Below are 22,209 nucleotides of genomic sequence, written 5' to 3'. Positions count from 1 at the left end.
GCGGTCGGACCCGCCGGCCCCTGGTGGTCCGACCGAGGGCTGGCCGACGTTCCGCCCGCGGGGCGATGTGCGCGTCCAGCCCCGGCCGGGAGCCTTGAGTCGTGGTGGTCGGTGCTCAGGGTGTCGTGCCACGACGGACCGAAGGGTCGGCCGTCGTTCCGGCTCGGCGTCGCTGGCCGGCCGGGGCAGCGATCGTCCTCGTTCTCGTCGTGGCGCTGGCGGCGCTCGTGGGGCCGCCCGACGCGCGGGCCACGGTGGCGAGCTGGGTGCTCGCGCCGCCGTCGGGACGGGCCGCGTCCGAGCCGGCGCCGAGGTGGTGCGCCGACCGGGTGCCGACCGGTGAGACGCCGACCGGCACCGACGGCCTTCGACAGGAGCTCGCAGCCCGGTTCGCTGACGCGCGCGAGGCGGCTGCCGCTGCCGGCATCGAGCTGGTCATCACGTCGGGGTGCCGGTCGCGCGAGCAACAGAGCGCTTTGGTCGAGCAGGCGCTGAAGGACCACGGCGACCCGACCGAGGCGCACCGGTGGGTCGCGCCGGTCGAGCGCTCCGAGCACGTCCTCGGCCTCGCCGTGGACGTCGGGCCCCAGGAAGCCTGGACCTGGCTCGCCGAGCACGGGGCCGAGCACGGGCTGTGCCGGGTCTACGACAACGAGCCGTGGCACTTCGAGGCGCTCACGGCGCCGGGTGGGACGTGCCCGGCGACGGTGCCCGACGCGTCGGGGCTGTGGTCCTAGGCACGCCACGCGCCCTGGCCGCGACGCCGACGGGACCTGGCGCCGCCGCCGCGACGGCCGACGTCAGCAGATCCGCGGGAGCTGCTCGCCGACCAGCATGTCGACGATCCGCTCCGATCCCACGAGCGTGCGGGCGGTGACCATCCCGGGGTGCTCGGCCACGACCGCGCCGATCCGGACCGCGCCCTCGCCGGCCGGGACCGCGCGCATCGCTGCCAGGACGTCGTCCGCCGTCTCGGCCGGCACGACGGCGACGAGCTTGCCCTCGTTGGCCACGTGGTAGGGGTCCAGGCCGAGCATCTCGCAGGCGCCGCGCACCGGGTCCGGGATCGGCACCGCCGCGTCGTCCAGCACCATGCCGACGCCCGACGCCTCGGCGATCTCGTTGAGCGCCGACGCCAGGCCGCCGCGGGTCGGGTCGCGCAGGACCTTGATGCCGGGCTCGACCGCGAGCATCGCCGCGACCAGCCTGTTCAGCGACTGCGTGTCGGAGGCGATCTCGGCCTCGAACTCCAGCCCCTCGCGCACGCTCATGATCGCCACGCCGTGCAGCCCGATGGGCCCGGAGAGCAGCAGCACGTCGCCCGGGCGTGCGAGGTCCGCGCCCAGCTGCACCCCGGCCGGCACCACGCCGATCCCGGCGGTGTTGATGAAGATCTTGTCCGCGGCCCCGCGCCCGACGACCTTGGTGTCGCCCGTGACGATCCTGGTGCCGGCCGCCGCGGCCGCGCGGGCCGCCGACGCCGTGAGCCCGCCGAGGTCCTCCAGCGGCAGGCCCTCCTCGATCACGTAGGCGAGCGACAGCCCGACCGGCTGGGCGCCCATCATCGCGAGGTCGTTCACCGTGCCGTTGACGGCGAGCTCGGCGATGTCGCCGCCCGGGAACACCAGCGGCGAGACCACGAACGAGTCGGTGGTGAAGGCGATCCGCGCACCGGCCACCTCGAGCACGGCCGCGTCGTTGAGCGGACCGCCGGGGGACGCGTCGGCCAGGCACGGCGCGAGCACGTCGCGCATCAACGCACCGGACAGCTGGCCGCCCGAGCCGTGCCCGAGGATCACCCGCGAGCCTTCCGGGATCGGCACCGGGCAGGTGAGGGCCAAGGGGTCGATGGTCGTCATCCGACGTTCACTCTCCGTGCGTCCAGGCCGCGGTTGGCCGCGTGGAAGGCCGCGCAGGTGCCCTCCGCGCTGACCATCGGGGCGCCGAGGGGGTGCTGCGGCGAGCACAGCGTGCCGTAGGCGGTGCAGTCGATCGGCAGCTTCTCACCGGTGAGGATCTGGCCCGCGATGCAGGCCGGGTGCTCGAGCGTGTGGATGTCGCCGACCTCGAACTTGGTCTCGGCGTCGTAGGCCGCGTACTCCGGGCGCAGGTGGTACCCGGACTGCGGGATCTCGCCGACGCCACGCCAGGTCCGGTCGCCGATCTCGAAGACGTCGAAGATCTGCTTCTGGGCCAGCGGCACGCCCTCGCGCTTGACCGCGCGGGCGTACTGGTTCTCGACCTCGTGGCGGCCCTCCTCGAGCTGGCGGATCGCCATGAGCATGCCCTCGAGCAGGTCGAGCGGCTCGAACCCGGTGACCACGATCGGGGTCTTGTACTTCGCGGCGATCGGCTCGTACTCCGTCCAGCCCATCACGGCGCACACGTGCCCGGCGGCCAGGAACGACTGCACCTGGTTCGTGGGGGAGTCGAGCAGCGACGTCATCGCCGGCGGCACGAGCACATGGCTGACGACGACCGAGTAGTTGTCGATGCCCTGAGCCTTGGCCTGGGCGATCGCCATCGCGTTGGCCGGGGCCGTGGTCTCGAACCCGACGGCGAAGAACACGACCTCCTTGTCGGGGTTGTCCCGCGCGATCTTCAGGGCGTCCAGCGGGTTGTACACGATGCGCACGTCCGCGCCGCGCGCCTTGAGCGCGAGCAGGTCCGTGTCGGTGCCCGGGACGCGCAGCATGTCGCCGTAGCTGGTGAAGATGACGTTGGGCCGGGCGGCGATCGCGAGCGCCTTGTCGATCTGCTCCAGCGGGGTGACGCACACCGGGCAGCCCGGGCCGTGGATCATCCGGACACCCTCGGGCAGGGCCTCGTCCAGGCCCTGCTTGACGATGGTGTGGGTCTGCCCGCCGCAGACCTCCATCAGGGTCCACGGCCGGGTCGTGATGCGGTGGATCTCGGCGAGCAGCGTCTTGGCGAGCTCGGGGTCGCGGTACTCGTCGAGGTACTTCACGGCGTCGGCTCCTGGGTGGACCGCTCGGCGGGTGGGCTCGCGGCCGCGGACGCGAGTGCTCCGCTCACCGGCGTGCCGTCGTCACTGACCACCGCGGGGGCGTCCATCCCCGGCCCCATGGTCTCGAGCTCGGCGGCCACCATGTCACCCATCGAGGACAGCACCTCGAGGGTCTTGAGCGCCTCCTCCTCGTCGACCTTCGAGATCGCGAAGCCCACGTGCACGATGACGTAGTCACCGAGCCGGACCTCGGGCGTGTACGCGAGGCACGCCTCCTTGCGGATGCCACCGAAGTCGACCTTGCCCATCAGGACCGGGCCGTCCTCGCGCAGCTCGATCACCTTGCCGGGGATCCCCAGGCACATGTCAGACCTCCTTCGATGTGGCGAGCGTCGAGGCCCAGGCGGCCGGGTCGCCGGCCATCTGGGCCGCGGCGACCGCCGCCTGCCCGTAGCTGATCCCGCCGTCGTTGCAGGGCACCTGCTCGTTGAGGTGCACCTGGAAACCGTCGCTGCCCAGGCGGTCGAGCAGCGAGGTGGACAACCGGCGGTTCTGCAGCACACCACCGGACAGGCAGACCACGTCGACGTCGGCGCGAACCTCGGCCAGCATCTCACGCGTGACCTCGACGACGGTCTCGTGCAACGCCGCCGCGAGGCTCTCGGTGCTCTCGCCGGCGGCACTCCCGCCGAGCAGCGCGGCCAGGGTCGGCAGCGGGTCGTAGACCAGCAGGCCGTCGGCCCGCTCGAGCCGGTAGGGCAGCAGGGCGCCGGGCAGGTCGCCCGCCGCACGCTCCAGGTCGATCGCCGCCTGCGCCTCGTACTCGACGACGTCGCGCAGGCCGAGCAGTGCGGCGGCCGCGTCGAACAGCCGGCCGGCCGACGACGCGAGCGGCGCGTTCAGGCCCCGTGACACCTGGGTGCGGATCGTGGCGACCTCGCGCGGGTCGAGCCGCCCGAGGAACGGGGCGACGAGGTCGGGGTCGATCAGGTCACCGGGCTGGTCTGCGGGCTGGCCTGCATGCTGGTCTGCGTCGAGCCGCTCGCCGCCGAGCAGGTAGCCGAGCGCCATCCGGTACGGCCGGTGGACGGCGAGCGCACCGCCCGGGAGCGGTGCTCGGGCGAACCGGGCGAGCCGCCGGTAGCCGCGCAGGTCGGCGAGCATCAGCTCACCGCCCCACAGGGTGCCGTCGTCGCCCATCCCGAGACCGTCGTACGCGACGCCGAGGAACCGGCCGGTGACGCCGTGCTCGGCTGCGCACGACGCGACGTGGGCGTGGTGGTGCTGGACGGCGAGCCGGCGCTCGGCCGGCGCGGTGCGCAGCGCGTACTTGGTGGACAGGTACTCCGGGTGCAGGTCGTGCACCACCACCTCGGGCTCGAGCGCGAGCAGCGTGCTCAGGTGCGCGAGGCCGTCGGTGAACGCCTCGTGCGTGCGCAGGTCCTCGAGGTCGCCGTTGTGCGGGGCCACGTGCGCCGATCCGCCGCGCGCGAGGGTGAACGTGTGCTTGAGCTCGGCGCCGACCGCGAGCAACGCGCGGGGTGTGGCGATCGGCAGCGGCAGCGCCTCCGGGGCGTAGCCGCGGCCGCGCCGGAGCATCCGCTCACGCCCGCGGTCCACCCGGGTGACGGAGTCGTCGTAGCGGGCCCGGATGCGCCGGTCGTGCACCAGGAAGGCGTCCGCGATGTCGGCGAGCCGGGTCGCGGCCTCCTCGTCGTCGGTGGCCAGCGGCTCGTCCGCGACGTTGCCCGAGGTGAGCACCAGCGGGCGGTCCACCGCGGCCATCAGCAGGTGGTGCAGCGGCGTGTACGGCAGCAGGACGCCGACGTCGGTCGCCCCGCGCAGCACCGACGGCGCGAGCAGGTTCGCCCGGCCGGACGGGCGCAGCAGCACGATCGGCGCGCGTGGTCCGGTGAGCAGCGTCGCCTCGTCGGCGTCGACGTGCGCGAGCTCGGTCGCGGACGCGAGGGTCGGGACCATGACGGCGAACGGCTTGGCCCAGCGGTGCTTGCGGTCGCGCAGCCGGGCGACCACGGTCTCGTCGGTGGCGTCGCACGCCAGGTGGTAGCCGCCGAGCCCCTTGACCGCGACGATCACACCGGCCGCCAGGTCGGCCGCGGCGGCCGCGATCGGGTCGCCGTCGGCCACGGTCACGGTGCGTGCGCCGGCGCGGTACAGCGGCTGCGGGCCGCACCGCGGGCACGCGACCGGCTCGGCGTGGAAGCGCCGGTCGGCCGGGTCGGTGTACTCGGCCGCGCACGCGTCGCACATGCCGAAGTCGGCCATCGTGGTGGCCGCCCGGTCGTACGGCAGGTCGTCGATGATCGTGGCGCGCGGGCCGCAGTCGGTGCAGTTGGTGAAGGGGTAGCCGAACCGCCGGTCGTCGGGGTCGGTCAGGTCGGTCAGGCACGCCGGACAGGTCGCAAGGTCGGGTGGGAAGTGACGCTCGGCGACCTCCGCGCCCCGCGACGCCTCGATGACGAACGGGTCGGGACGGCTCGCGACCCAGTCCGGGTCGTCCATCTCGCTGGCGCGTACGGCGTCGACCCGGGCTCGGGGCGGCGCGTCCTCGGCGAGGCGGCGGGTGAGCTCGCCGAGTGCCTCGGGACGACCCGCGGCCTCGATCTCGACCCGACCGGCGACGTTCGCGACCCGTCCGGACAGCCCGAGCTCGGTGGCGAGGCGCCAGACGAACGGTCGGAACCCGACGCCCTGGACCACGCCGTCGACCACCACGAGCACGCCCGCGGTCGCGGTGGCCCTGGCCACCGTCCCGTCCGGCGCGCCACCGGTCGTCGTGGCCCTCGTCATGAGTCCCGATGCTGCCATCCGGCGGCGGTCGGCCCGCAGGCCGTAAGACCCGCGCTGACCGTCACAATCACGCTCAGTGGTCCGTCCGGCGCGGTGTCCTGCGGCGCCGGATCGGATGCACGAGCAGCCCCCTGGCCACGCCTCGGGCACCCGAGGCCCCGGCGCGCAGCCGGGCGACCTCGCCGCGGCCCGGCCCGCCCGGCACGTCGCGCGGCAAGGAGTCCGACGCGATCAGCCACGCGGGCATGCCGAGCAGGCGCAGCGCCGCTCGCAGCCGTTCCGACTCGTACGTGCTCGTGCGGTCGATCTCCTCGGCGAGCAGCTCGGTGAGGTCCTCGGCCTGGTCGGGTCGCCCGCAGGCCCGCGCGAGGCCCTCGAGCGCGTCGACGCCGACCGGGTCGGGCATCGTCTCGTCGTCCTCGGGCAGCCCGTAGGAGGGGTCGGAGTCGTAGTGCCCGGCGTCGGGCCCGGCCCAGTCGAGGCGCAGCACCTGGTCGCGGAGCACCGTGGCCCCGAGCACGGTGGTGCCGAGGCGCTCGGCGAGCCGGGCGGTGAGGGCGGCGATGCCGGTGCGGTCACCGGCCACCGCGCCACCCGGGTTGTCCGCGACCGCGACGAGCCAGGGCCGCTCCGCAGGCTGCTCGACCGGGCCGAGGTACCCGCTGAAGCGCAGCGCGGACAGCGTCGCCCGCACCGGCTCGGCCGAGTCGGCCCCGATCACGAGCCCGGCGTAGGTCAGGCCCAGCTCTTCGTGCTCACCGTGCTCCGGCATCTGGGTGCTCACCCGGCCATCTTCCCGCGCGTGGCCGGGAAGGAGTAGACCGGCCGGGAATGCCGGGGGTCGCGCGATGGTTGGTCGAGATGGTTGAATATTGCACGACCAAGGAGGACGAGATGCAGTTCGGCGTGTTCAGCGTGGGCGACGTGACGCCCGACCCCACCACCGGCAGGACCCCTACCGAGGGTGAGCGGATCGCGGCGATGGTGGCCATCGCGCTCAAGGCCGAGGAGGTAGGCCTCGACGTCTTCGCGACCGGGGAGCACCACAACCCGCCGTTCGTGCCGTCGTCGCCGACCACGATGCTCGGCTACGTCGCGGCGCGCACCGAACGGATCGTGCTGTCGACCTCCACGACTCTCATCACCACGAACGACCCGGTCAAGATCGCCGAGGACTACGCGATGCTCCAGCACCTCGCCGGCGGCCGCGTGGACCTCATGATGGGCCGCGGCAACACCGGCCCGGTCTACCCGTGGTTCGGTCAGGACATCCGCAACGGCGTCGAGCTGGCCCTGGAGAACTACGCGCTGCTGCGGCGACTGTGGCGCGAGGACGTCGTCGACTGGTCCGGGCGGTTCCGCACCCCGCTGCAGTCGTTCACCTCGACGCCCCGGCCGCTCGACGGGGTGCCGCCGTTCGTCTGGCACGGCTCGATCCGCACGCCGCAGATCGCCGAGCAGGCCGCCTACTACGGGGACGGGTTCTTCCACAACAACATCTTCTGGCCGATCGAGCACACCGCGGCGATGATCGACCTGTACCGGCGCCGCTGGGAGCACCACGGCCACGGCCCGGCCGACACCGCCATCGTCGGGCTCGGAGGTCAGGTGTTCATGCGACCCCGGTCGCAGGACGCCGTGCGTGAGTTCCGGCCCTACTTCGACGTCGCGCCGGTCTACGGCCACGGACCGTCGCTCGAGGAGTTCACCGAGACCACCCCGCTGACGGTCGGCAGCCCGCAGCAGGTGATCGACCGGTACGCCGCGATGCGCGACCACGTGGGCGACTACCAGCGCCAGCTGTTCCTGATCGACCACGCCGGCCTCCCGCTCGACGTCGTGCTCGAGCAGATCGAGATCCTCGGCGCCGAGGTGGTGCCGGTGCTGCGGCGCGAGCTCGCCGTCGGGCGGCCCGCGCACGTACCCGACGCCCCCACCCACGCCTCGCTCGTCGCCGCCGCGGGTGGTGCGCGGGACGCCACCGTCTACGCGGGCGCCGACGCCGTCACCGGAGCGAGCCCCGAGGCGGTCGTGCGATGAGCGGCAGGCCGACCGCCCCCCGGCGGCTGCTCGTGATCTCCGCCGGGCTGCGCACACCGTCCTCCACCCGGCTGCTCGCGGACCGGCTGCGCGCCGCGGCCGTGACCGCTCTGCGGGCCCGCGGCCTGGACGTCGCGGACACCACCGTCGAGCTGCGCGAGCACGCCAGGGACCTGACGGCCATGCTGCTCACCGGCACCCCGACGCCCGCGCTCACCGGGCTGCTCGACGAGGTCGGCCGGGCGGACGCGGTCGTCCTCGTGACGCCGATCTACTCGGGGGCCTACACCGGCATGGTCAAGGACCTCGTCGACCTGCTGCCCGAGGACGCGCTGGCCGGGGTGCCGGTGCTGATGGGCGCCACCGGGGGCACGGGCCGCCACGCCCTGGCACTCGACCACACGCTGCGCCCGCTGCTCGGGCACGTGCACGCGGTGACCGTGCCGACCGCGGTCTTCGCCGCGACCGAGGACTTCGCGACCGAGGACCCGCAGCACCCGCTCGGGGCCCGCGTGGCACGGGCCGCGGACGAGCTCGCCGCCCTGGTCGCGGGCCGTCCGCCGCGCGTCCAGGACGACCCCTGGGACGTCAGCGGGGTGGCCGAGCTGCTCACCGACCTGTGAGCGGCCGGAGCGTGGGGTGAGAAGCGGCGCCTGAGCCTCAAGCGGGTGCCCGTCTTGCCCGATGTTGTGGGTGAAGGACGGAGACTCGGTGGGGCCTCAGGTCGTGTTCGCCCTCGCCGTCGCCCTCGGGGTGCCGGCGTGCCTCGCCATGCTCTGGCGCGCGCGCTCCGAACAGGGTGTGTGGCCCTCGGTCGTCCTGCTCGCGGGCGGCGCCCTGTGGTCGGCCGCCGGACTGGCCATGACCATGACCCCCGACGTCGAGCTCGAGCGGCAGATCTACGCCTGGAGTGCGCCGGTCTTCGGCGTTGCGGCCGCCGCGATCGTCTGGCAGGCGCTCACCATGACCGGTCGGCGACCCGGACGGTCGCCCTGGCTGGTCGCCGCGCTCGCGCTCGAACCCGCAGTGATGGTCGTCGTCGCGGCCGTCCCCGCCCTCACTGCTCGGCTCGCGCGGGTCGGCACCGGCCCCGACGGCGTGACGCACCTGGTCAACGGCCCCCTGGTGTACGTGCACACGGCCGTGGCGGGCGGCATGGCCGTGCTGGGCGGCGCGCTGCTCGTCGCGGGCCGCTCGCGCGTGGTCACCGGGCACCAGGGCCGGTTCGCCGTCGCAGCCCTCGCGATGGGCGCCCCGACGGCCGCGGCGCTCGCCGGCGTCGCCCTGGTCCGGGACCCCGTGCTGGTGGTCGCCGCGGCCTCGGCCGGCTACGTCGCCACGATCGCGATCCTCGGGAGCCGGCTGGTGCGCAGCCGCGACCTCGGAGTCCCGCTCGGCGTGCACCAGGTGCTCGGCGCGCTCGGTGACGCGGTCCTGGTGACCGACGCGTCCGGCATCGTGGCGCAGGCGAACCCGGCCGCGCGGGCGATGCTCGGACGGTGGAGCCCCGATGGCCCCGAGGGCAAGCACTGGTCCGCGGTGCTGACGCCGGAGCTCGCCGAGGCACTGCGTCGCTCCGGCACCGTGACGGCGCCGGACGGGACGGTCCTCGACGTGCGGACGACCGAGATCCGGACCGGGCGGAGCACGGTCGCCACGGTGGCCGTCGCGCGGGACGTCACCGAGCTCGAGCTGCTCCGCACGCAGCTCGCCGAGCAGGCGCTCCGGGACGACCTCACCGGGCTGCACAACCGTCGCCACCTCGACCAGGTGCTCGGCGAGCGCGACCTGCTCGGCGGCAGCACGACGCTCACCGCGGCGATGGTCGACATCGACCGGTTCAAGTCGGTCAACGACCGGCACGGGCACGCCGTCGGCGACCAGGTGATCATCGCGGTCGCCGGAGTGCTGTCCCGCGACCTGCGCGCGGACGACGTGCTCGTCCGGTTCGGCGGGGAGGAGTTCCTGGCGCTCCTGCCGGGCGCGGCGGTGGACGACGTCCGAGACCGGGCGGAGGAGTGGCGGCGCGCCTGCTCGGCCCTCACCGTGGTGTCCGAGCGTGGCCCGGTCGCGGTGACGGTGAGCATCGGGCTCGCGCAGGCCGAGCCCGGAGACGACGCCGACGACCTGCTGCGCCGCGCGGACGCCGCGCTCTACGCGGCCAAGCGGGCCGGTCGCGACCAGGTCGTCGGTCCCGTCACGGGCGGCGGTGCCGCATGAGGGCGAGCCCGTTGTGCTACGTCGCGGCCGCCGTGATCGCGGCCGCCGTGGCGCTCGGCGCCCCTGCCTGGATCGTGATCGCCGTCGCCGCGACGGTGGCGGTCGCCCACGGCTGGCACGGCCGGGCCGCTGCGGGCCCACCGCGTGGACCGTGGCTGCTCCTGCTCGTGGCCGACGCGCTCTGGACCGTCGGCTTCGTCGCGTTCCACCGGGAGCGGGGCCCCTCGCTCACCGACGGCCTCGCGATCGCCCACGTCCTGGCCGTGCTGTGCCTCGCCGTCGCGATCGCCTGGCTGGCCTGGCGGGCCGGCGGGCGCGACATCCTGCCGATCCTCGACGCCCTGCTGATGGCGATCGGCCTGGGTGCCGTCGTGGCCCAGTTCGTCGTGCCACCGCTGCTCGGCGGCGGGCTCGCGGCGTGGCACGTCGGGCTGAGTGCGATGGCCTTCGCCGCGCTCTCGGCCGCGGTGCTCTACCTCGCCCTCGTCCGGGTCCGGATGGTCGCCTCGTTCCGGCTGCTCGTCGGCGCCGCCGGGCTCCTGCTCGCGACCGACACGCTCGGCCAGCTGCCCGGACCGGACGGTCCGCCCGTGGTGCCCGGGCCCGTCGCGCTCGGCGTGCACGTCGTGGTGATCCTCACCCTCGGCCTGGCGGTGCGGCTGCGTCCCGTGGACCTGACCGTCCGGCCAGGGCCCCAGCACCAGTCCGGTCTCGGCCGGATCGCCGCGCTCACGCTCACCTCGATGGTGGGTGCGGCCGTGATCATGAGCGGGCTGGTCGTCGGTGGGCCGCTCGACCTGTGGCAGGCGCTGGTGATCGCCGGCGCGATGATCGGGCTGGTCATGACGCGCACGTCCGTGGTCGTGCGCCGCCTGCACGCCCAGACCCGACGCCTCGCCGACCTGGTGCAGACCGACCCGGTCACCGGGCTCGCGAACCGCGGTCGGCTCGCCCGGCAGATCGAGGCCGCCGGGACGACGCGCGGTGCCGTGGTGCTGCTCGACGTCGACCGGTTCACAGAGCTGCGTGACGCGCTCGGCTCCCGGGCGGCGGACGCCCTGCTGCGCGAGGTGGCCCGCCGGGCGCTCGGTGCGGCCGGACCTGAGGCGACCGTCGCCCGGATCGGCTCGGCCGTGTTCGGGGTGCTGCTGCCGGAGGTGGGCACGGTCGAGGACGCCATCGGTCGTGCGAGCGCGATCAGGCATGCGTGCGCACCGCCGATGACGCTCGACGGCTTCACGCTCGAGGTCGACGTCGCCGCGGGGTTCGCGCTCGTCGGGGCCGACGGCACGGGCGCCGACGAGCTCCTCGAACGAGCCGACCTGGCGCTCGCCGTGGCCACGCTCCAGCCCGGCGGGGTCGCGGCGTACGGGCGTCAGGTGGACGAGGCACGATCGGCCTCGCCGGTGCTGATCGCCGAGCTCCCCGGTGCGTTGCGACGCGGTGAGCTCGCGGTGCACTTCCAGCCGCAGGTCCGGATCGCCGGGGGCCGGGTCTTCGCACTCGAGGCCCTCGTGCGCTGGCAGCACCCGACCCGCGGCCTGCTCCCGCCCGCGGCGTTCATCCCGGCCGCCGAGCGCACCGGTCTGGTCACCGCGGTGACCCGGTTCGTGCTCGACCGGGCGCTCATGCGTTGCGCGGAGTGGCACGCGGCCGGCGAGCACGTGGCCGTCGCCGTCAACCTGTCGGTCCGCGACCTGCTCGATCCGGGGCTGGTGGACACGGTGCGTCACGCGCTGGACGCCCACCGTCTGCCGGCTGCCGTGCTCGAGCTCGAGGTCACCGAGACCACGGCGATGGTCGACCCCCGCCGTGCGGTCGCGACGATGTCGGCCCTGGCCGAGCTCGGGGTCACGCTCTCGGTGGACGACTTCGGCACCGGGCACAGCTCGCTCGCCTACCTGCAGCGCCTGCCGGTGCGACGGCTGAAGATCGACCGGTCCTTCGTCAGCGGGATGCTGGCCGACGAGGCGAGCCGGGCGATCGTGGCCTCGACGCTCGACCTCGCACGGCGGCTCGGCCTCGAGACGGTCGCGGAGGGCGTGGAGGACCTGGCGACCCTCGACGCCCTGCGGGAGATGTCCTGCGACGCGGCGCAGGGCTACGGTCTCTCCCGCCCGGTGCCCTACGGGGACGTGCTCCCGGTGATCCGCGCCCTCGACCGCACCGTGCCGCAGCAGGCGTCCGGGCACGGCCAACCGGGCCTGTGCCTGTGCGCCGGGGTGTCGCCGTGACGCCGTGGGTGGTCGCCTCGTTCCTGAGCGCCGCGATCTCCGCCTTCGCGCTCGTCGTCGCGCTGCGCCGGCGCACCGAGCTGACCCGCCCGTTGTCGATCGGCCTCGGCTCCGCTGCGGTGTGGTCGCTCGCCGGCGGGGCCGCGCAGCTCGTCACGACGCAGGCCGCCGCGGAGGTCTGCATCGACGTCGTGATCGTCGCCGGTGCGTGCGCACTGGTCGCGGCGCAGGGCTACGCGGCCGCACTGAGCGGCCACGGGCACCTGCTCGCCGACCCGCGCTCGCGACCGCTGCTCGTCGAGCCGGCCGTGGTCGTGCTCGCGGCGCTGACCGACCCCTGGCACCACCTCGTGGTGCGCCAGGTCGAGCTCGACCCTCTGCGCGCGACGCTCGGTCCGGTGCTGTGGGTGCACGCGGTCTACGGGACGGTCGCGATCGTCGTGGTCGCGGTCGTGCACCTGCAGTCCGCCTGGGCGTCGGCCGACGCCGGCGGTGCCCTGCACCTCGCCTCGCTCGTCGGGGTCGTGGTGCCCGGGGCCGCGCTGCTGGTGAGTGTCGCGACCGCCGAGGACCAGCTGGTCGACTACGCCGGAGCGCTGCTGGGAGTCACCGCCCTGGCCTGGCTCTGGGTCGATCGCACCGGCGCCGGTCCGCGGGGGCTGCCGATCTCGACCTCCCAGACCCTGCAGGCCCTGCCCGACGCGATCGTGGTGAGCGACGCGCGTGGCCGGATCGTCGGTGCGAACGCCGCGGCCCAGGAGCTGCTCACCCGGCGGTTCCGGTCCGGGCGCTCGGTGATCGGGGCGAACTGGACGGACATCGTGCGTCCTGAGCTGCTCGCCCGGCTCCGCGCCACCGACCACGAGGTGCTCAGCGTCGCCGGCGGGCTGACGCTGGACATCCGGATCAGCCGGCTTCGCCAGGCGGGAGGCGCCCTGCAGGGCACGGTCACGGTGATCCGCGACATCTCCGAGATCGAGCGGCTGCGGGCCGAGCTGGCCGAGCAGACGGTCCGCGACGGGCTCACCGGCCTGCACAACCGGCGCCACCTGGACCGGGTGCTCGAACCGCTGGTCCAGGCCTCGCTCGCGACCGGCGAACCGTTGAGCGCGATCATGCTCGACCTCGACCACTTCAAGGCGGTCAACGACACCTACGGCCATGCGGTCGGGGACGAGGTGCTCGTCGCCGTGGGGCGCGAGCTGGCCCGCTGCGTCCGGGTGGCCGACGTCCTCGTGCGGTTCGGCGGCGAGGAGTTCCTGGTCCTGATGCCCGGAACGACCGCCGACGTGGCGGCCGTGCGGGCCGAGGAGTGCCGGCGCCGGGTCGCGGGGCTCGAGGTGCGCTCGCCGGGGCCCGCGCTCCAGGTGACCCTCAGCGCCGGGATCGCCGTGCTGCACACCGATGCCGACACCCTCCTGCGCGAGGCCGACGACGCGCTCTACGCGGCCAAGGCGAGGGGCCGCGACCGGGTCGTCGTGGCACCGTCCGGCTGAGTCCGCCTGCCGGGACCGGGGGCTCGCCCGCTGCGACGACCGGGGCTCAGGCCAGCGCGGTCGCCAGGGTCCGGACGGCCTCGTCGATCTCGGCGAAGGCGCGCTGGTATGCCGCGACCGGGCCGCGGTACGGGTCGTCGACGTCGTCGAGCTCGGGCCCGTCCGGGTTGGCGCGGCGGCGGGTGAGCACGTCGGGCAGCGCCGCCACGAGCCGAGCCCCCGGCGACAGGTGGGCGCCGGGCAGCGGGGTCTGCGACACGAGCCGCGCGAGCTCGCGCAGCGTCAGCGTCCGGCGCAGCGCAGCCGGCTCGGCCGCGACGATCGCCGACCGGTGGCCCCGGGTCATCGCGAGCACGAGGTCGGCGGCGCGGACCATGGCCGGCGACAGCTGGATCGCGGCGTGTCGCGGCAGCGCGGTCCCGTGGCGTCCCGCGACCTCCACCATGGTCGGGTCGATCGGCGCGCCGACGACGGCGTGGGTCCCGGCGCTGCCGACCGAGGTGTCCGTCAGGATCGCGCCGAGCAGGGTCGCCGCGAGCGGCGACCGGCAGATGTTCCCCGTGCACACGACCAGGACGCGGGGAGCAGGCGGCATGATCACAGTCTGCCCGACGCGGCCGGCACGGCACATCGCGCCGGTGCCTCAGAGCCCGCAGCAGGCGGCCGATGAGTCCGCCATGAGAAACCAGGCCACGCGGTGGTACCTCGCCGTCGGCCTGGCCCTGATCGCCACGAACCTGCTCGTCCCGTCGGAGCTCGTGCGCCAGGGCGCGTACCTCCTGGCGGCCGGCAGCGCCCCGGTGGCCGTCCTCGTGGGCGTCCGGCGTCGCAGACCCGCTGCGCGGGCGGCGTGGTTGCTGCTCGCCGGCGGCTTCGCGTCCTGGCTGGTCGCCGACGCGGGCTGGATCTGGCTCGAGGGGGTGCTCGGCGTCGATCCTTCGGGCACCTGGGTCGAGGCCTTCTACCTCGGCGCCTACCCGCTGATGGCCGCGGGGCTCTTCCTGCTGGCCCGGGACCCGCGACCGCGGGGTCAGCTCGCGGGGCTGCTCGACGCCGTCTCGATCACGCTCGTCGTGGCGCTCGTCGTCGGCGTGCTGGTGGTCCAGCCGACGCTGGAGGCGGCGGGCGGCAGCTGGTCCGAGCAGCTCCTGCTCGGCGCCTACCCGTTCGGCGACCTGGTGGTCGTCCTGCAGCTCACCTACCTGTGGACGCAGTCCCGTCGCGGCCTGGCGTCGACCCGCCTGCTGCTCGGCTCGATGTTCGTGTTCCTGGTCACCGACCTGCTGTTCCAGGCGGCCTCGGTCTGGGCCGGCCTGGACGGCATCGTCCCGTCGCTCGACGCGGGCTGGATGCTCGGGTACCTCCTCGGCGGAGCAGCCGCCCTGCACCCTTCGATGAGCCTCGTGTCCGGGCACCGGTCCGACGACGACGCCTTCAGCCTGGGCCGGGTGCTCACGCTCGGTGCCGCCTTCGCGACGATCCCCGTCCTGGGGCTGGTGGTCGAGGCGACGGGCCGGCCGCACCCCACCGTCGTGATCGAGACCGCGCATGTCGTGCTGGTCCTTCTCGTCGTCGTCCGGCTGCTCGAGGTGGTGCGCACGATCCGGATCCAGAAGGCGGGGCTGGCCCGTCTCGCCGCGACCGACGTCATCACGGGGCTCGAGAACCGCCGCCGGTTCGTCGAGCGCTGCTCGGCGGTCCTGGACCCCGAGGAGCGGCGGCCGGCAGCGGTCCTCATGGTCGGGCTGCAGAGGTACGCGGAGATCAACGAGACGCTCGGGTACCGGACGGGCGACGAGCTGCTGCGCACCGTCGGAGCGGTGCTCGGCGGGCTCGTCGGCTCGGCGGGCACGGTCGCTCGCCTCGGCGGGGACGTCTTCGGCGTGCTGCTGCCCGACCACGACGCGGACCGTGCCGGCGATCTCGCGCGGCTCGTGCGCGGCATCCTGGTCGAACCGCTGTCGGTCTCCGGCATGTCGATCACGGTCGACGGCGCGGTGGGCATCGTGATGCTCCCGGTCGACGCGGACCGGGCCGAGGACGTGCTCGCCCGGGCCGACGTGGCGCTCGCGGCCGCCGGTGCGGACCCGGCGGGGGTGGCGCGCTACTCGCGCGAGGTGGCCGAGCGGGGCGGTTCGGCACCGCAGCTGATGGCGGAGCTGAAGCGCGCGCTCGACGACGGCGACGTCGTGGTCCACTTCCAGCCGCAGGTGGAGATCGCCACCGGGCGGGTGATCGGAGCCGAGGCGCTGGCACGCTGGCGGCACCCGGCCCGCGGGTTGATCCCGCCGGCCGACTTCATCCCGGCCGCCGAGCGGACCGGCCTGATCCGCCTGCTGACGCTCGTGGTCCTCGACCGTGCCGTCGCCCAGGCATCCCGGTGGCAGGACGAGGGGCGTGGCCTGACGGTCGCGGTGAACCTGTCGGTGCGCAACCTGCTCGACGCACACCTCGTCGACGACGTGCGGGCGAGCCTCGACCGGCACGGGCTGCCCGCGTCGCGCCTCGAGCTGGAGATCACCGAGACCACGGCGATGGTCGACCCGACCCGGGCCGCCGCCGTGCTCGGCGACCTCGCCGAGCTGGGCGTGGTGCTGTCGGTCGACGACTACGGCACCGGCTACGGCTCGCTCGCCTACCTCCAGCGGCTGCCGGTCCGCCGGCTGAAGATCGACCGGTCGTTCGTGACCGGTCTGCTCGGGGACCCGGCCAGCTCGGCGATCGTGCACTCGACGGTCGATCTCGCACGTCACCTGGGGCTCTCCGTCGTCGCCGAGGGCGTCGAGGACCTCGACACCCTCCGGGCGTTGCGGGAGATGCACTGCTTCGCGGCCCAGGGCTTCGGGCTGTCCCGTCCGGTGCCGGCCGAACGGCTGGCCGAGGCGATCGCCCGGATCGAGGAGGTGCTGTCCCACGGCCCGGCGGGGGTGGCGGTCACCCATGGTCCGGGTGCCGAGGTGCTGTCCCACGGTCCGGCGGGGGTGTCGGTGCCGCATCCCCGGTCGGCCCCGTCGGGCGTGGGCACCCGCGCGGGTGCGGGAGCGGGGTGGGGGCTCGCGCACGAGCCGTGACCGTGCCGGTCTGGGAAGGCTTTCCTTGCTGGACCGTGGCGCGTGGTGTGCCTACGGTCGTCCTATGAGCATGCCCGGTCCCGCGAACGAGCGGACGACGAGCGACGGTCCGACGGACGAGCGCGCGGCGGGTTCGTCCGAGCCGGTCGGCAACGGGCTCAAGGCGCGCCTGAACTGGCTCCGCGCGGGCGTGCTCGGCGCGAACGACGGCATCATCTCGGTCGCCGGCCTGCTGATCGGCGTCGTCGCAGCGACCGCGGACCGGGGCGCGATCCTGACGGCGGGTGTGGCAGGTCTGGTCGCCGGCGCGGTGAGCATGGCACTGGGGGAGTACGTCTCGGTGAGCAGCGCCCGGGACACCGAGGTCGCGCTCATCGCCCAGGAGCGCAAGGAGCTCGCGGACGACCCGGAGGGCGAGCTCGTCGAGCTGGCCGATGCCTATGTGGCGAAGGGGCTGAGCCCCGACACGGCGCGCGCCGTGGCCGAGGAACTCACCGCGCACGACGCCATCCGCGCGCACCTCGAGGTCGAGTACGGCCTGGACGCCGACGACCTCACGAACCCGTGGCACGCCGCGCTCGCGTCGGCGATCGCCTTCACGGTCGGTGCGATGCTGCCCATGCTCGCGGTGCTGCTCGCGCCGTCGAGCGCGTCGCAGACGGCGCGGATCGTGGTCACGATCGTCGCGGTCCTGATCGCCCTGGTCGTCACCGGCTCGCTCAGCGCCCAGTTCGGCGGCGCCGGCCGCACCCGCGCGGTCCTGCGCCTGGTGATCGGCGGGGCGCTGGCGATGGGTGTCACCTGGGCGATCGGCGCGGCGCTGGGCACGCAGCTCGCCTGAGCCCCACGCGACGGCGCGCGTGCCGCGTGGCTCGCGGCGGGCCCTGCGGTCTCAGGCCGTCTCGCGCAGCACGAGCTGCGGGGTGAAGACCACCGGGTCGGGGTCGCAGTCCGGGTCGGCGAGCAGCTCGACGAGCATCCTGCCGGCACGGCTCGCGGAGTCCTGGACGGGCTGGGCGACCGTGCTGAGGTGCGGGTGGGTGCTCTCCGCGATCTCGATGTCGTCGAAGCCGATCACCGCGACGTCCTCGGGGACCCGCCTGCCGGCGGCTCCCAGGGCCCGCAGCGCACCCGAGGCCATCAGGTCGGAGGCCGCGAACACCGCGTCGATGTCGGGGTGGGCCTCGAGCAGCTCGGCCATCCCGGCCTGACCGCTGGGCGCCGTGAAGTCGCCGTGCACCACGGCGTCGGCCGGCAGACCCGCCGCCTCGAGCGCGGCGCGCCAGCCGGCGAGCCGGTCGATGCCGGCGGTCATGTCCGCGGGTCCTGCGATCGTCGCGATCCGTCGGTGCCCGGTGCCGAGCAGGTGCTCGGTGGCGAGTCGCGCGCCGAGCGCGTTGTCGGTGTCGACGTAGTGGCGGTGCGCGACGTCGAACGGCCGGCCGATGAAGACCAGGGGGAGCCCCGAGGCGATCAGCTCGGCGTTGAGCGAGTCGTCCCGGTGGTGGGACGCGACGACCGCGCCGTCCACGTTGCCGTTGATGAGGTAGCGCGCGGCGCGTCGGGTGCCCGTGCTGTCCCGCGCGATGACGAGCACCATCTGCAGGTCCGCCTGCTCGAGGGTCAGGGACAGGCCGTTGATGATCGCGCCGAAGAACGGGTCGCTCAGCAGGCGCGTGTTCGGCTCGGGCACGACGAGCGCGACCGAGCCGGTCTTGCGAGTGGCCAGCGAGCGCGCGACCGGGTTCGGGGTGAACCCGAGCCGTTCGATCGCGGCCTCGACGGCTGCCCGCGTGGCCGGGCTGACCAGGTGGCCGCCGTTGATCACCCGGGACGCCGTGGCCCGGGAGACACCGGCCTCGGCAGCGACCTGCCGGATGGTCGGTGCCCGCCCACGCCCGCGGACTGTGCTCTGGCTCACATCTGCACGCTACTCGCCGCGGGCACCTCGCCGGACCTCGCGACCACGGCGAACGTGCGCGCGGAGGTCTTGGGCGTGCGCTTCATGGTCTCGAAGTCCACGTGGACGACGCCGAACCGCTTGTCGTAGCCGTAGGCCCACTCGAAGTTGTCGAGCAGCGACCAGACGAAGTAGCCCTGCACGTCGGCGCCCTCCTCCAGCGCGGCGTGCACCGCCCGCAGGTGGTCGACGAGGTAGGCGGTGCGCTCGGGGTCGTGCACCTCGCCGCTCTCGCCCACCGTGTCGGGGTACGCCGAGCCGTTCTCGGTGATCACCAGGGGGATGCCGAGCGGGCCGGTGAACCTGGTGTGTAGCATCACGAGCAGCCGGCGGAGCCCGTCGGGCTGGACCTCCCAGTCCATCCCGGTGCGGGGCAGGTCGCGGGACCAGGTGTAGGCCTGCAGGCCGACCGACGGGTCGCCGGTCGGACGCTCGGTCGCCGCCGCCGACGGCAGCGTCCGCTCCGGGGGAGGGGGCGTCGCACCGATGAGGTTGCCGTGGTAGTAGTTCACGCCGAGCACGTCGATCGGGGTGGCGATCACGTCGAGGTCGCCCTTGTGGACCGGCACGCGCACGCCGACCGCCGCCCACGCGTCGATCACCTCGGTGGGGTAGCCGTGCCCGGTGATCGGGCCGACGAACACGTCGTTGAACATCGCCTGGGACAGCGCGGCGCTCGCGACGTCGGCGGGGTCGTCCGGGTCGACCGGGTCCTCGACCGTGAAGTTGAGCGTGATGCCGAGGGTCGCCGTCGGGTCGGCGGCGCGCAGCGCGCGAACGGCCTGGCCGTGGGCGAGCAGCAGGTGGTGGGTCGCGTCGATCGCCGCCTGCGGCTCCTGACGCCCGGGGGCGTGCTGGCCGCCGCTGTAGCCGAGGAACGCCGAGCACCACGGCTCGTTGAGCGTGAGCCAGTGGCGCACCCGGTCGCCGAGCGCAGCGTGCACGGCGGTCGCGTACGCGACGAAGTGCTCGACGACCTCACGGATGGTCCAGCCGCCGCGGTCCTCGAGCCACTGCGGCAGGTCCCAGTGGTAGAGCGTGATCCACGGCGTGACCCCGTGCTCGAGCAGGGCGTCGACCAGGTCGGAGTAGAACGCGAGGCCGTCGGGGTTGACCACGCCGGGCTCGGGCATCACGCGGGACCAGGACACCGAGAACCGGTAGGCGTTCAGGCTCAGGTCGGCCATCAGGGCGACGTCCTGCGGCCACCGGTGGTAGTGGTCGGCCGCGACGTCGCCGTCGTCGCCCGCCACGATCGCACCGGGCACCCGGCAGAACGTGTCCCAGATCGACGGCGTCCGCCCGCCCTCCTCGACGCCACCCTCGATCTGGTACGAGGAGGTCGCAGCGCCCCACACGAAGTCGGTGGGGAAGCGCGCCGCGCCGGTGTCGCCGGCGGGGGCCTCGCTCGCCGACGCGGTCTCGGTCGCGGTGCTGGAGGACGACGTGGTGGACGAGGTGGTCGGGTGGCTCATCCCTTGACCGCTCCTTGCATGATTCCGGAGACGAGCTGCTTGCCCGCCACGATGAACAGGAGGACCAGCGGCACGGTCGCGGCGACGACACCGGCCATGATCAGTGCGTAGTCCTTGAAGTAGGACGCCTGCAGCAGCTGCAGCGCCACCGGGAGGGTCGGGTTGGAGGACCCGAGCACCACGAACGGCCAGAAGAAGTTCGTCCAGGACGCCACGAAGGTGAACAGCGAGAGCATCGCTGCCGCGGGCCGGGCCGCCGGGAGCGCGACGTGCCAGAACGTCCGGATCATCGAGCAGCCGTCCACCCGCGCCGCCTCGATCAGCTCGTAGGGCAGCGCGGAGTCGAGGTACTGGGTCATCCAGAACACGCCGAACGCCGTCACGAGGCCCGGCACGATCACCGCGACGAGCTTGCCGGTCCAGCCGAGGTTCGCCATCACGATGAACAGCGGCACCACGCCGAGCTGGGTCGGTACGGCCATCGTGGCGATGATGAACACCAGCAGGCCGCGCCGGCCGCGGAAGCGCAACCGGGAGAACGCGAAGCCGGCCAGCGTCGCGAAGAAGACCACCGAGATCGAGGTGACCACCGCGACGATGAGGCTGTTCAGCACCGCGTGCCAGAAGCCGATGTCGGCCCCGAGCACACGGCCGAGGTTCGTCCACAGGTTCGGGCCGGGGATCAGCGACGGCACCGGGTTCTGGGCGATGGTCGCCGAGTCGGAGGACGCCAGGAGGAACGAGTAGTAGATCGGGTAGGCCGAGATCGCGAGGACCACGGTCAGCAGCGTGTAGGTGACCCAGCCGGGGCGGCGGTTCGAGCCCAGCCCGCGGCGGCGTGCGGCCGCGCGAGCGGCACCGGCTCCGGCGGTCTGCCGGATCATCGGGACCGAGGTGCTCATCGGTGGCCCCCTCGCTTGGTCTTGGGACGGTCAGGTGCGGCGGAGGCGATCCGGCGGGTGATCGAGAAGTTGATCAGCCCGATCACCACGATGATCAGGAACAGGATCCAGGCGACGGCGGCGGCGCGGCCGAAGCTCTTCTGGGCGCCCCAGCCGAGCTCGTAGAGATACATCGTCACGGTCATCCACTGGCGGTCGGCACCGCCGAGCCCGTACTGGTCGTACATCCGCGGCTCGTCGAAGATCTGCAGCCCGCCGATCGTCGAGGTGATGACGACGAAGATGATCGTGGGCCGCAGCAACGGGACGGTCACCGAGAAGAACTGGCGCAGCCGGGACGCGCCGTCGAGCACTGCGGCCTCGTACAGGTCGCGCGGGACGGCCTGCATGGCGGCCAGGAAGATCAGCGTGTTGTAGCCGGTCCAGCGGAAGTTGACCATCGAGGCGATCGCGACGTGGCTCGCGAGGGCGTCCGAGTGCCACCGGACCGGGTCGACCCCGACGTAGCCGAGCAGCTCGTTGATCAGGCCGGACTGGTCGGCGAACAGGCGGGAGAAGATCAGGCCCACGGCGACCGGTGCGACGACGTAGGGGAGCAGGACGCCCATCCGCCAGAAGGTCTTGGCGCGCAGGTTGGCGTCCAGCACGGCGGCGATCACGATCGCCGCGACGACCTGCGGCACGGAGGACAGCAGGAAGATCGAGAAGGTGTTGCGCAGCGCCGTGTAGAACCGCGGCTGCTGGAGCACGTCGACGTAGTTCTGCAGCCCGATGAAGTCGCCCTGGCCGCCGATCAGGTGCCACTCGTGCACCGACACGAACGCGGTGTAGATCAGCGGGAACAGCCCGACGATCGCGAAGAGGATGAAGAACGGTGCGATGTACAGGTAGGGCGAGAGCTTGACGTCGGCCTTGCCGAGCAGGTTCCGCCACCGGCTGGGGGGCGGCGCGGCGCTCGTGCGCGGCGAGGTTGGTGCGGCGGTCGTGGTCGCCATGCGGGACTCCAGGGGCGCGGGTGGACAGGCTCCGGGG

The 22,209-nt window shown here is 73.8% G+C and carries 18 protein-coding genes; 8 read left to right on the top strand and 10 right to left on the bottom strand.

The features are described from left to right. Nucleotides 1-125 precede the first annotated feature (125 nt). Entirely contained in the window at nt 126-737 is a 612-nt protein-coding gene (locus OEB99_RS16280; RefSeq protein WP_263578347.1) for a D-alanyl-D-alanine carboxypeptidase family protein, read from the top strand. A gap of 63 nt (nt 738-800) precedes the next feature. Here OEB99_RS16280 and hypE read toward each other — a convergent pair whose 3' ends face one another. The 5 genes from hypE to OEB99_RS16255 form a co-directional block, all read right to left on the bottom strand. Beyond that, on the bottom strand, nt 801-1,859 hold the full coding sequence (gene hypE / locus OEB99_RS16275; protein ID WP_263578346.1) for a hydrogenase expression/formation protein HypE: 1,059 nt from the start codon (nt 1,857-1,859) through the stop codon (nt 801-803). Next, nucleotides 1,856-2,968: a hydrogenase formation protein HypD gene (hypD, locus tag OEB99_RS16270; RefSeq protein WP_263578345.1), complete on the bottom strand. Its 1,113-nt coding sequence runs from the start codon at nt 2,966-2,968 to the stop codon at nt 1,856-1,858. Before hypD ends, hypE begins: the two co-directional genes overlap by 4 nt. Then, nucleotides 2,965-3,333 (bottom strand): HypC/HybG/HupF family hydrogenase formation chaperone, encoded by a 369-nt coding sequence (locus tag OEB99_RS16265; RefSeq protein WP_263578344.1) that lies wholly within the window; start codon nt 3,331-3,333, stop codon nt 2,965-2,967. Before OEB99_RS16265 ends, hypD begins: the two co-directional genes overlap by 4 nt. Nucleotide 3,334: 1 nt before the next feature. Then, on the bottom strand, nt 3,335-5,779 hold the full coding sequence (gene hypF / locus OEB99_RS16260) for a carbamoyltransferase HypF (protein WP_263578343.1): 2,445 nt from the start codon (nt 5,777-5,779) through the stop codon (nt 3,335-3,337). 73 nt (nt 5,780-5,852) lie between these two features. Then, on the bottom strand, nt 5,853-6,563 hold the full coding sequence (locus OEB99_RS16255; RefSeq protein ID WP_263578342.1) for a hypothetical protein: 711 nt from the start codon (nt 6,561-6,563) through the stop codon (nt 5,853-5,855). Between the two features lie 110 nt (nt 6,564-6,673). Between OEB99_RS16255 and OEB99_RS16250 the strand changes: the two genes are divergently transcribed. From OEB99_RS16250 to OEB99_RS16230, 5 genes are all read left to right on the top strand, one after another. Continuing rightward, nucleotides 6,674-7,819 (top strand): LLM class flavin-dependent oxidoreductase, encoded by a 1,146-nt coding sequence (locus OEB99_RS16250; protein WP_263578491.1) that lies wholly within the window; start codon nt 6,674-6,676, stop codon nt 7,817-7,819. After that, nucleotides 7,816-8,442 carry a CE1759 family FMN reductase gene (locus OEB99_RS16245; RefSeq protein WP_263578341.1) on the top strand — a complete coding sequence of 209 codons (627 nt, stop codon included), beginning with the start codon at nt 7,816-7,818 and terminating at the stop codon, nt 8,440-8,442. The genes OEB99_RS16250 and OEB99_RS16245 overlap by 4 nt, the downstream gene beginning before the upstream one ends. Before the next feature lie 88 nt (nt 8,443-8,530). Then, nucleotides 8,531-10,039: a histidine kinase N-terminal 7TM domain-containing diguanylate cyclase gene (locus OEB99_RS16240; RefSeq protein WP_263578340.1), complete on the top strand. Its 1,509-nt coding sequence runs from the start codon at nt 8,531-8,533 to the stop codon at nt 10,037-10,039. Beyond that, nucleotides 10,036-12,273 carry a putative bifunctional diguanylate cyclase/phosphodiesterase gene (locus OEB99_RS16235; RefSeq protein ID WP_263578339.1) on the top strand — a complete coding sequence of 746 codons (2,238 nt, stop codon included), beginning with the start codon at nt 10,036-10,038 and terminating at the stop codon, nt 12,271-12,273. Before OEB99_RS16240 ends, OEB99_RS16235 begins: the two co-directional genes overlap by 4 nt. Beyond that, entirely contained in the window at nt 12,270-13,769 is a 1,500-nt protein-coding gene (locus tag OEB99_RS16230; RefSeq protein ID WP_263578338.1) for a histidine kinase N-terminal 7TM domain-containing diguanylate cyclase, read from the top strand. The genes OEB99_RS16235 and OEB99_RS16230 overlap by 4 nt, the downstream gene beginning before the upstream one ends. A 46-nt stretch (nt 13,770-13,815) precedes the next feature. Here the strand turns inward: OEB99_RS16230 and OEB99_RS16225 are convergent, their stop codons facing one another. Beyond that, entirely contained in the window at nt 13,816-14,364 is a 549-nt protein-coding gene (locus OEB99_RS16225) for an arsenate reductase/protein-tyrosine-phosphatase family protein (RefSeq protein ID WP_263578337.1), read from the bottom strand. 82 nt (nt 14,365-14,446) lie between these two features. Between OEB99_RS16225 and OEB99_RS16220 the strand changes: the two genes are divergently transcribed. Beyond that, nucleotides 14,447-16,840 (top strand): putative bifunctional diguanylate cyclase/phosphodiesterase, encoded by a 2,394-nt coding sequence (locus tag OEB99_RS16220; protein WP_263578336.1) that lies wholly within the window; start codon nt 14,447-14,449, stop codon nt 16,838-16,840. A gap of 64 nt (nt 16,841-16,904) precedes the next feature. Beyond that, on the top strand, nt 16,905-17,681 hold the full coding sequence (locus tag OEB99_RS16215; RefSeq protein WP_263578335.1) for a VIT1/CCC1 transporter family protein: 777 nt from the start codon (nt 16,905-16,907) through the stop codon (nt 17,679-17,681). Nucleotides 17,682-17,732: 51 nt separating this feature from the next. Here OEB99_RS16215 and OEB99_RS16210 read toward each other — a convergent pair whose 3' ends face one another. Genes OEB99_RS16210 through OEB99_RS16195 form a run of 4 tightly spaced genes read right to left on the bottom strand, consistent with a single transcriptional unit; the run spans nt 17,733 to nt 22,172 of the window. Further along, nucleotides 17,733-18,761 (bottom strand): LacI family DNA-binding transcriptional regulator, encoded by a 1,029-nt coding sequence (locus OEB99_RS16210; protein ID WP_263578334.1) that lies wholly within the window; start codon nt 18,759-18,761, stop codon nt 17,733-17,735. Beyond that, nucleotides 18,758-20,275 carry a GH1 family beta-glucosidase gene (locus OEB99_RS16205; RefSeq protein ID WP_263578333.1) on the bottom strand — a complete coding sequence of 506 codons (1,518 nt, stop codon included), beginning with the start codon at nt 20,273-20,275 and terminating at the stop codon, nt 18,758-18,760. The genes OEB99_RS16210 and OEB99_RS16205 overlap by 4 nt, the downstream gene beginning before the upstream one ends. Next, nucleotides 20,272-21,177: a carbohydrate ABC transporter permease gene (locus tag OEB99_RS16200; protein ID WP_263578332.1), complete on the bottom strand. Its 906-nt coding sequence runs from the start codon at nt 21,175-21,177 to the stop codon at nt 20,272-20,274. The genes OEB99_RS16205 and OEB99_RS16200 overlap by 4 nt, the downstream gene beginning before the upstream one ends. Further along, nucleotides 21,174-22,172 carry a carbohydrate ABC transporter permease gene (locus OEB99_RS16195; protein WP_263578331.1) on the bottom strand — a complete coding sequence of 333 codons (999 nt, stop codon included), beginning with the start codon at nt 22,170-22,172 and terminating at the stop codon, nt 21,174-21,176. Before OEB99_RS16195 ends, OEB99_RS16200 begins: the two co-directional genes overlap by 4 nt. Nucleotides 22,173-22,209 lie beyond the last annotated feature (37 nt).

Origin of the sequence: Actinotalea endophytica, from assembly GCF_025717005.1 — a bacterium.
GTDB lineage: Bacteria > Actinomycetota > Actinomycetes > Actinomycetales > Cellulomonadaceae > Actinotalea.
The sequence above is the reverse complement of the archived record's forward strand: the minus strand, read 5'-3'. Positions and strand labels throughout refer to the sequence as shown.

What these genes read in the sequence shown, in the direction of transcription:
- hypE (WP_263578346.1), bottom strand. Translation starts at nt 1,859, where the DNA reads ATGACGACCATCGACCCCTTGGCCCTCACCTGCCCGGTGCCGATCCCG.
- OEB99_RS16265 (WP_263578344.1), bottom strand. Translation starts at nt 3,333, where the DNA reads ATGTGCCTGGGGATCCCCGGCAAGGTGATCGAGCTGCGCGAGGACGGC.
- hypF (WP_263578343.1), bottom strand. Translation starts at nt 5,779, where the DNA reads ATGACGAGGGCCACGACGACCGGTGGCGCGCCGGACGGGACGGTGGCC.
- OEB99_RS16250 (WP_263578491.1), top strand. Translation starts at nt 6,674, where the DNA reads ATGCAGTTCGGCGTGTTCAGCGTGGGCGACGTGACGCCCGACCCCACC.
- OEB99_RS16245 (WP_263578341.1), top strand. Translation starts at nt 7,816, where the DNA reads ATGAGCGGCAGGCCGACCGCCCCCCGGCGGCTGCTCGTGATCTCCGCC.
- OEB99_RS16235 (WP_263578339.1), top strand. Translation starts at nt 10,036, where the DNA reads ATGAGGGCGAGCCCGTTGTGCTACGTCGCGGCCGCCGTGATCGCGGCC.
- OEB99_RS16225 (WP_263578337.1), bottom strand. Translation starts at nt 14,364, where the DNA reads ATGCCGCCTGCTCCCCGCGTCCTGGTCGTGTGCACGGGGAACATCTGC.
- OEB99_RS16220 (WP_263578336.1), top strand. Translation starts at nt 14,447, where the DNA reads ATGAGAAACCAGGCCACGCGGTGGTACCTCGCCGTCGGCCTGGCCCTG.
- OEB99_RS16215 (WP_263578335.1), top strand. Translation starts at nt 16,905, where the DNA reads ATGAGCATGCCCGGTCCCGCGAACGAGCGGACGACGAGCGACGGTCCG.
- OEB99_RS16205 (WP_263578333.1), bottom strand. Translation starts at nt 20,275, where the DNA reads ATGAGCCACCCGACCACCTCGTCCACCACGTCGTCCTCCAGCACCGCG.
- OEB99_RS16200 (WP_263578332.1), bottom strand. Translation starts at nt 21,177, where the DNA reads ATGAGCACCTCGGTCCCGATGATCCGGCAGACCGCCGGAGCCGGTGCC.
- OEB99_RS16195 (WP_263578331.1), bottom strand. Translation starts at nt 22,172, where the DNA reads ATGGCGACCACGACCGCCGCACCAACCTCGCCGCGCACGAGCGCCGCG.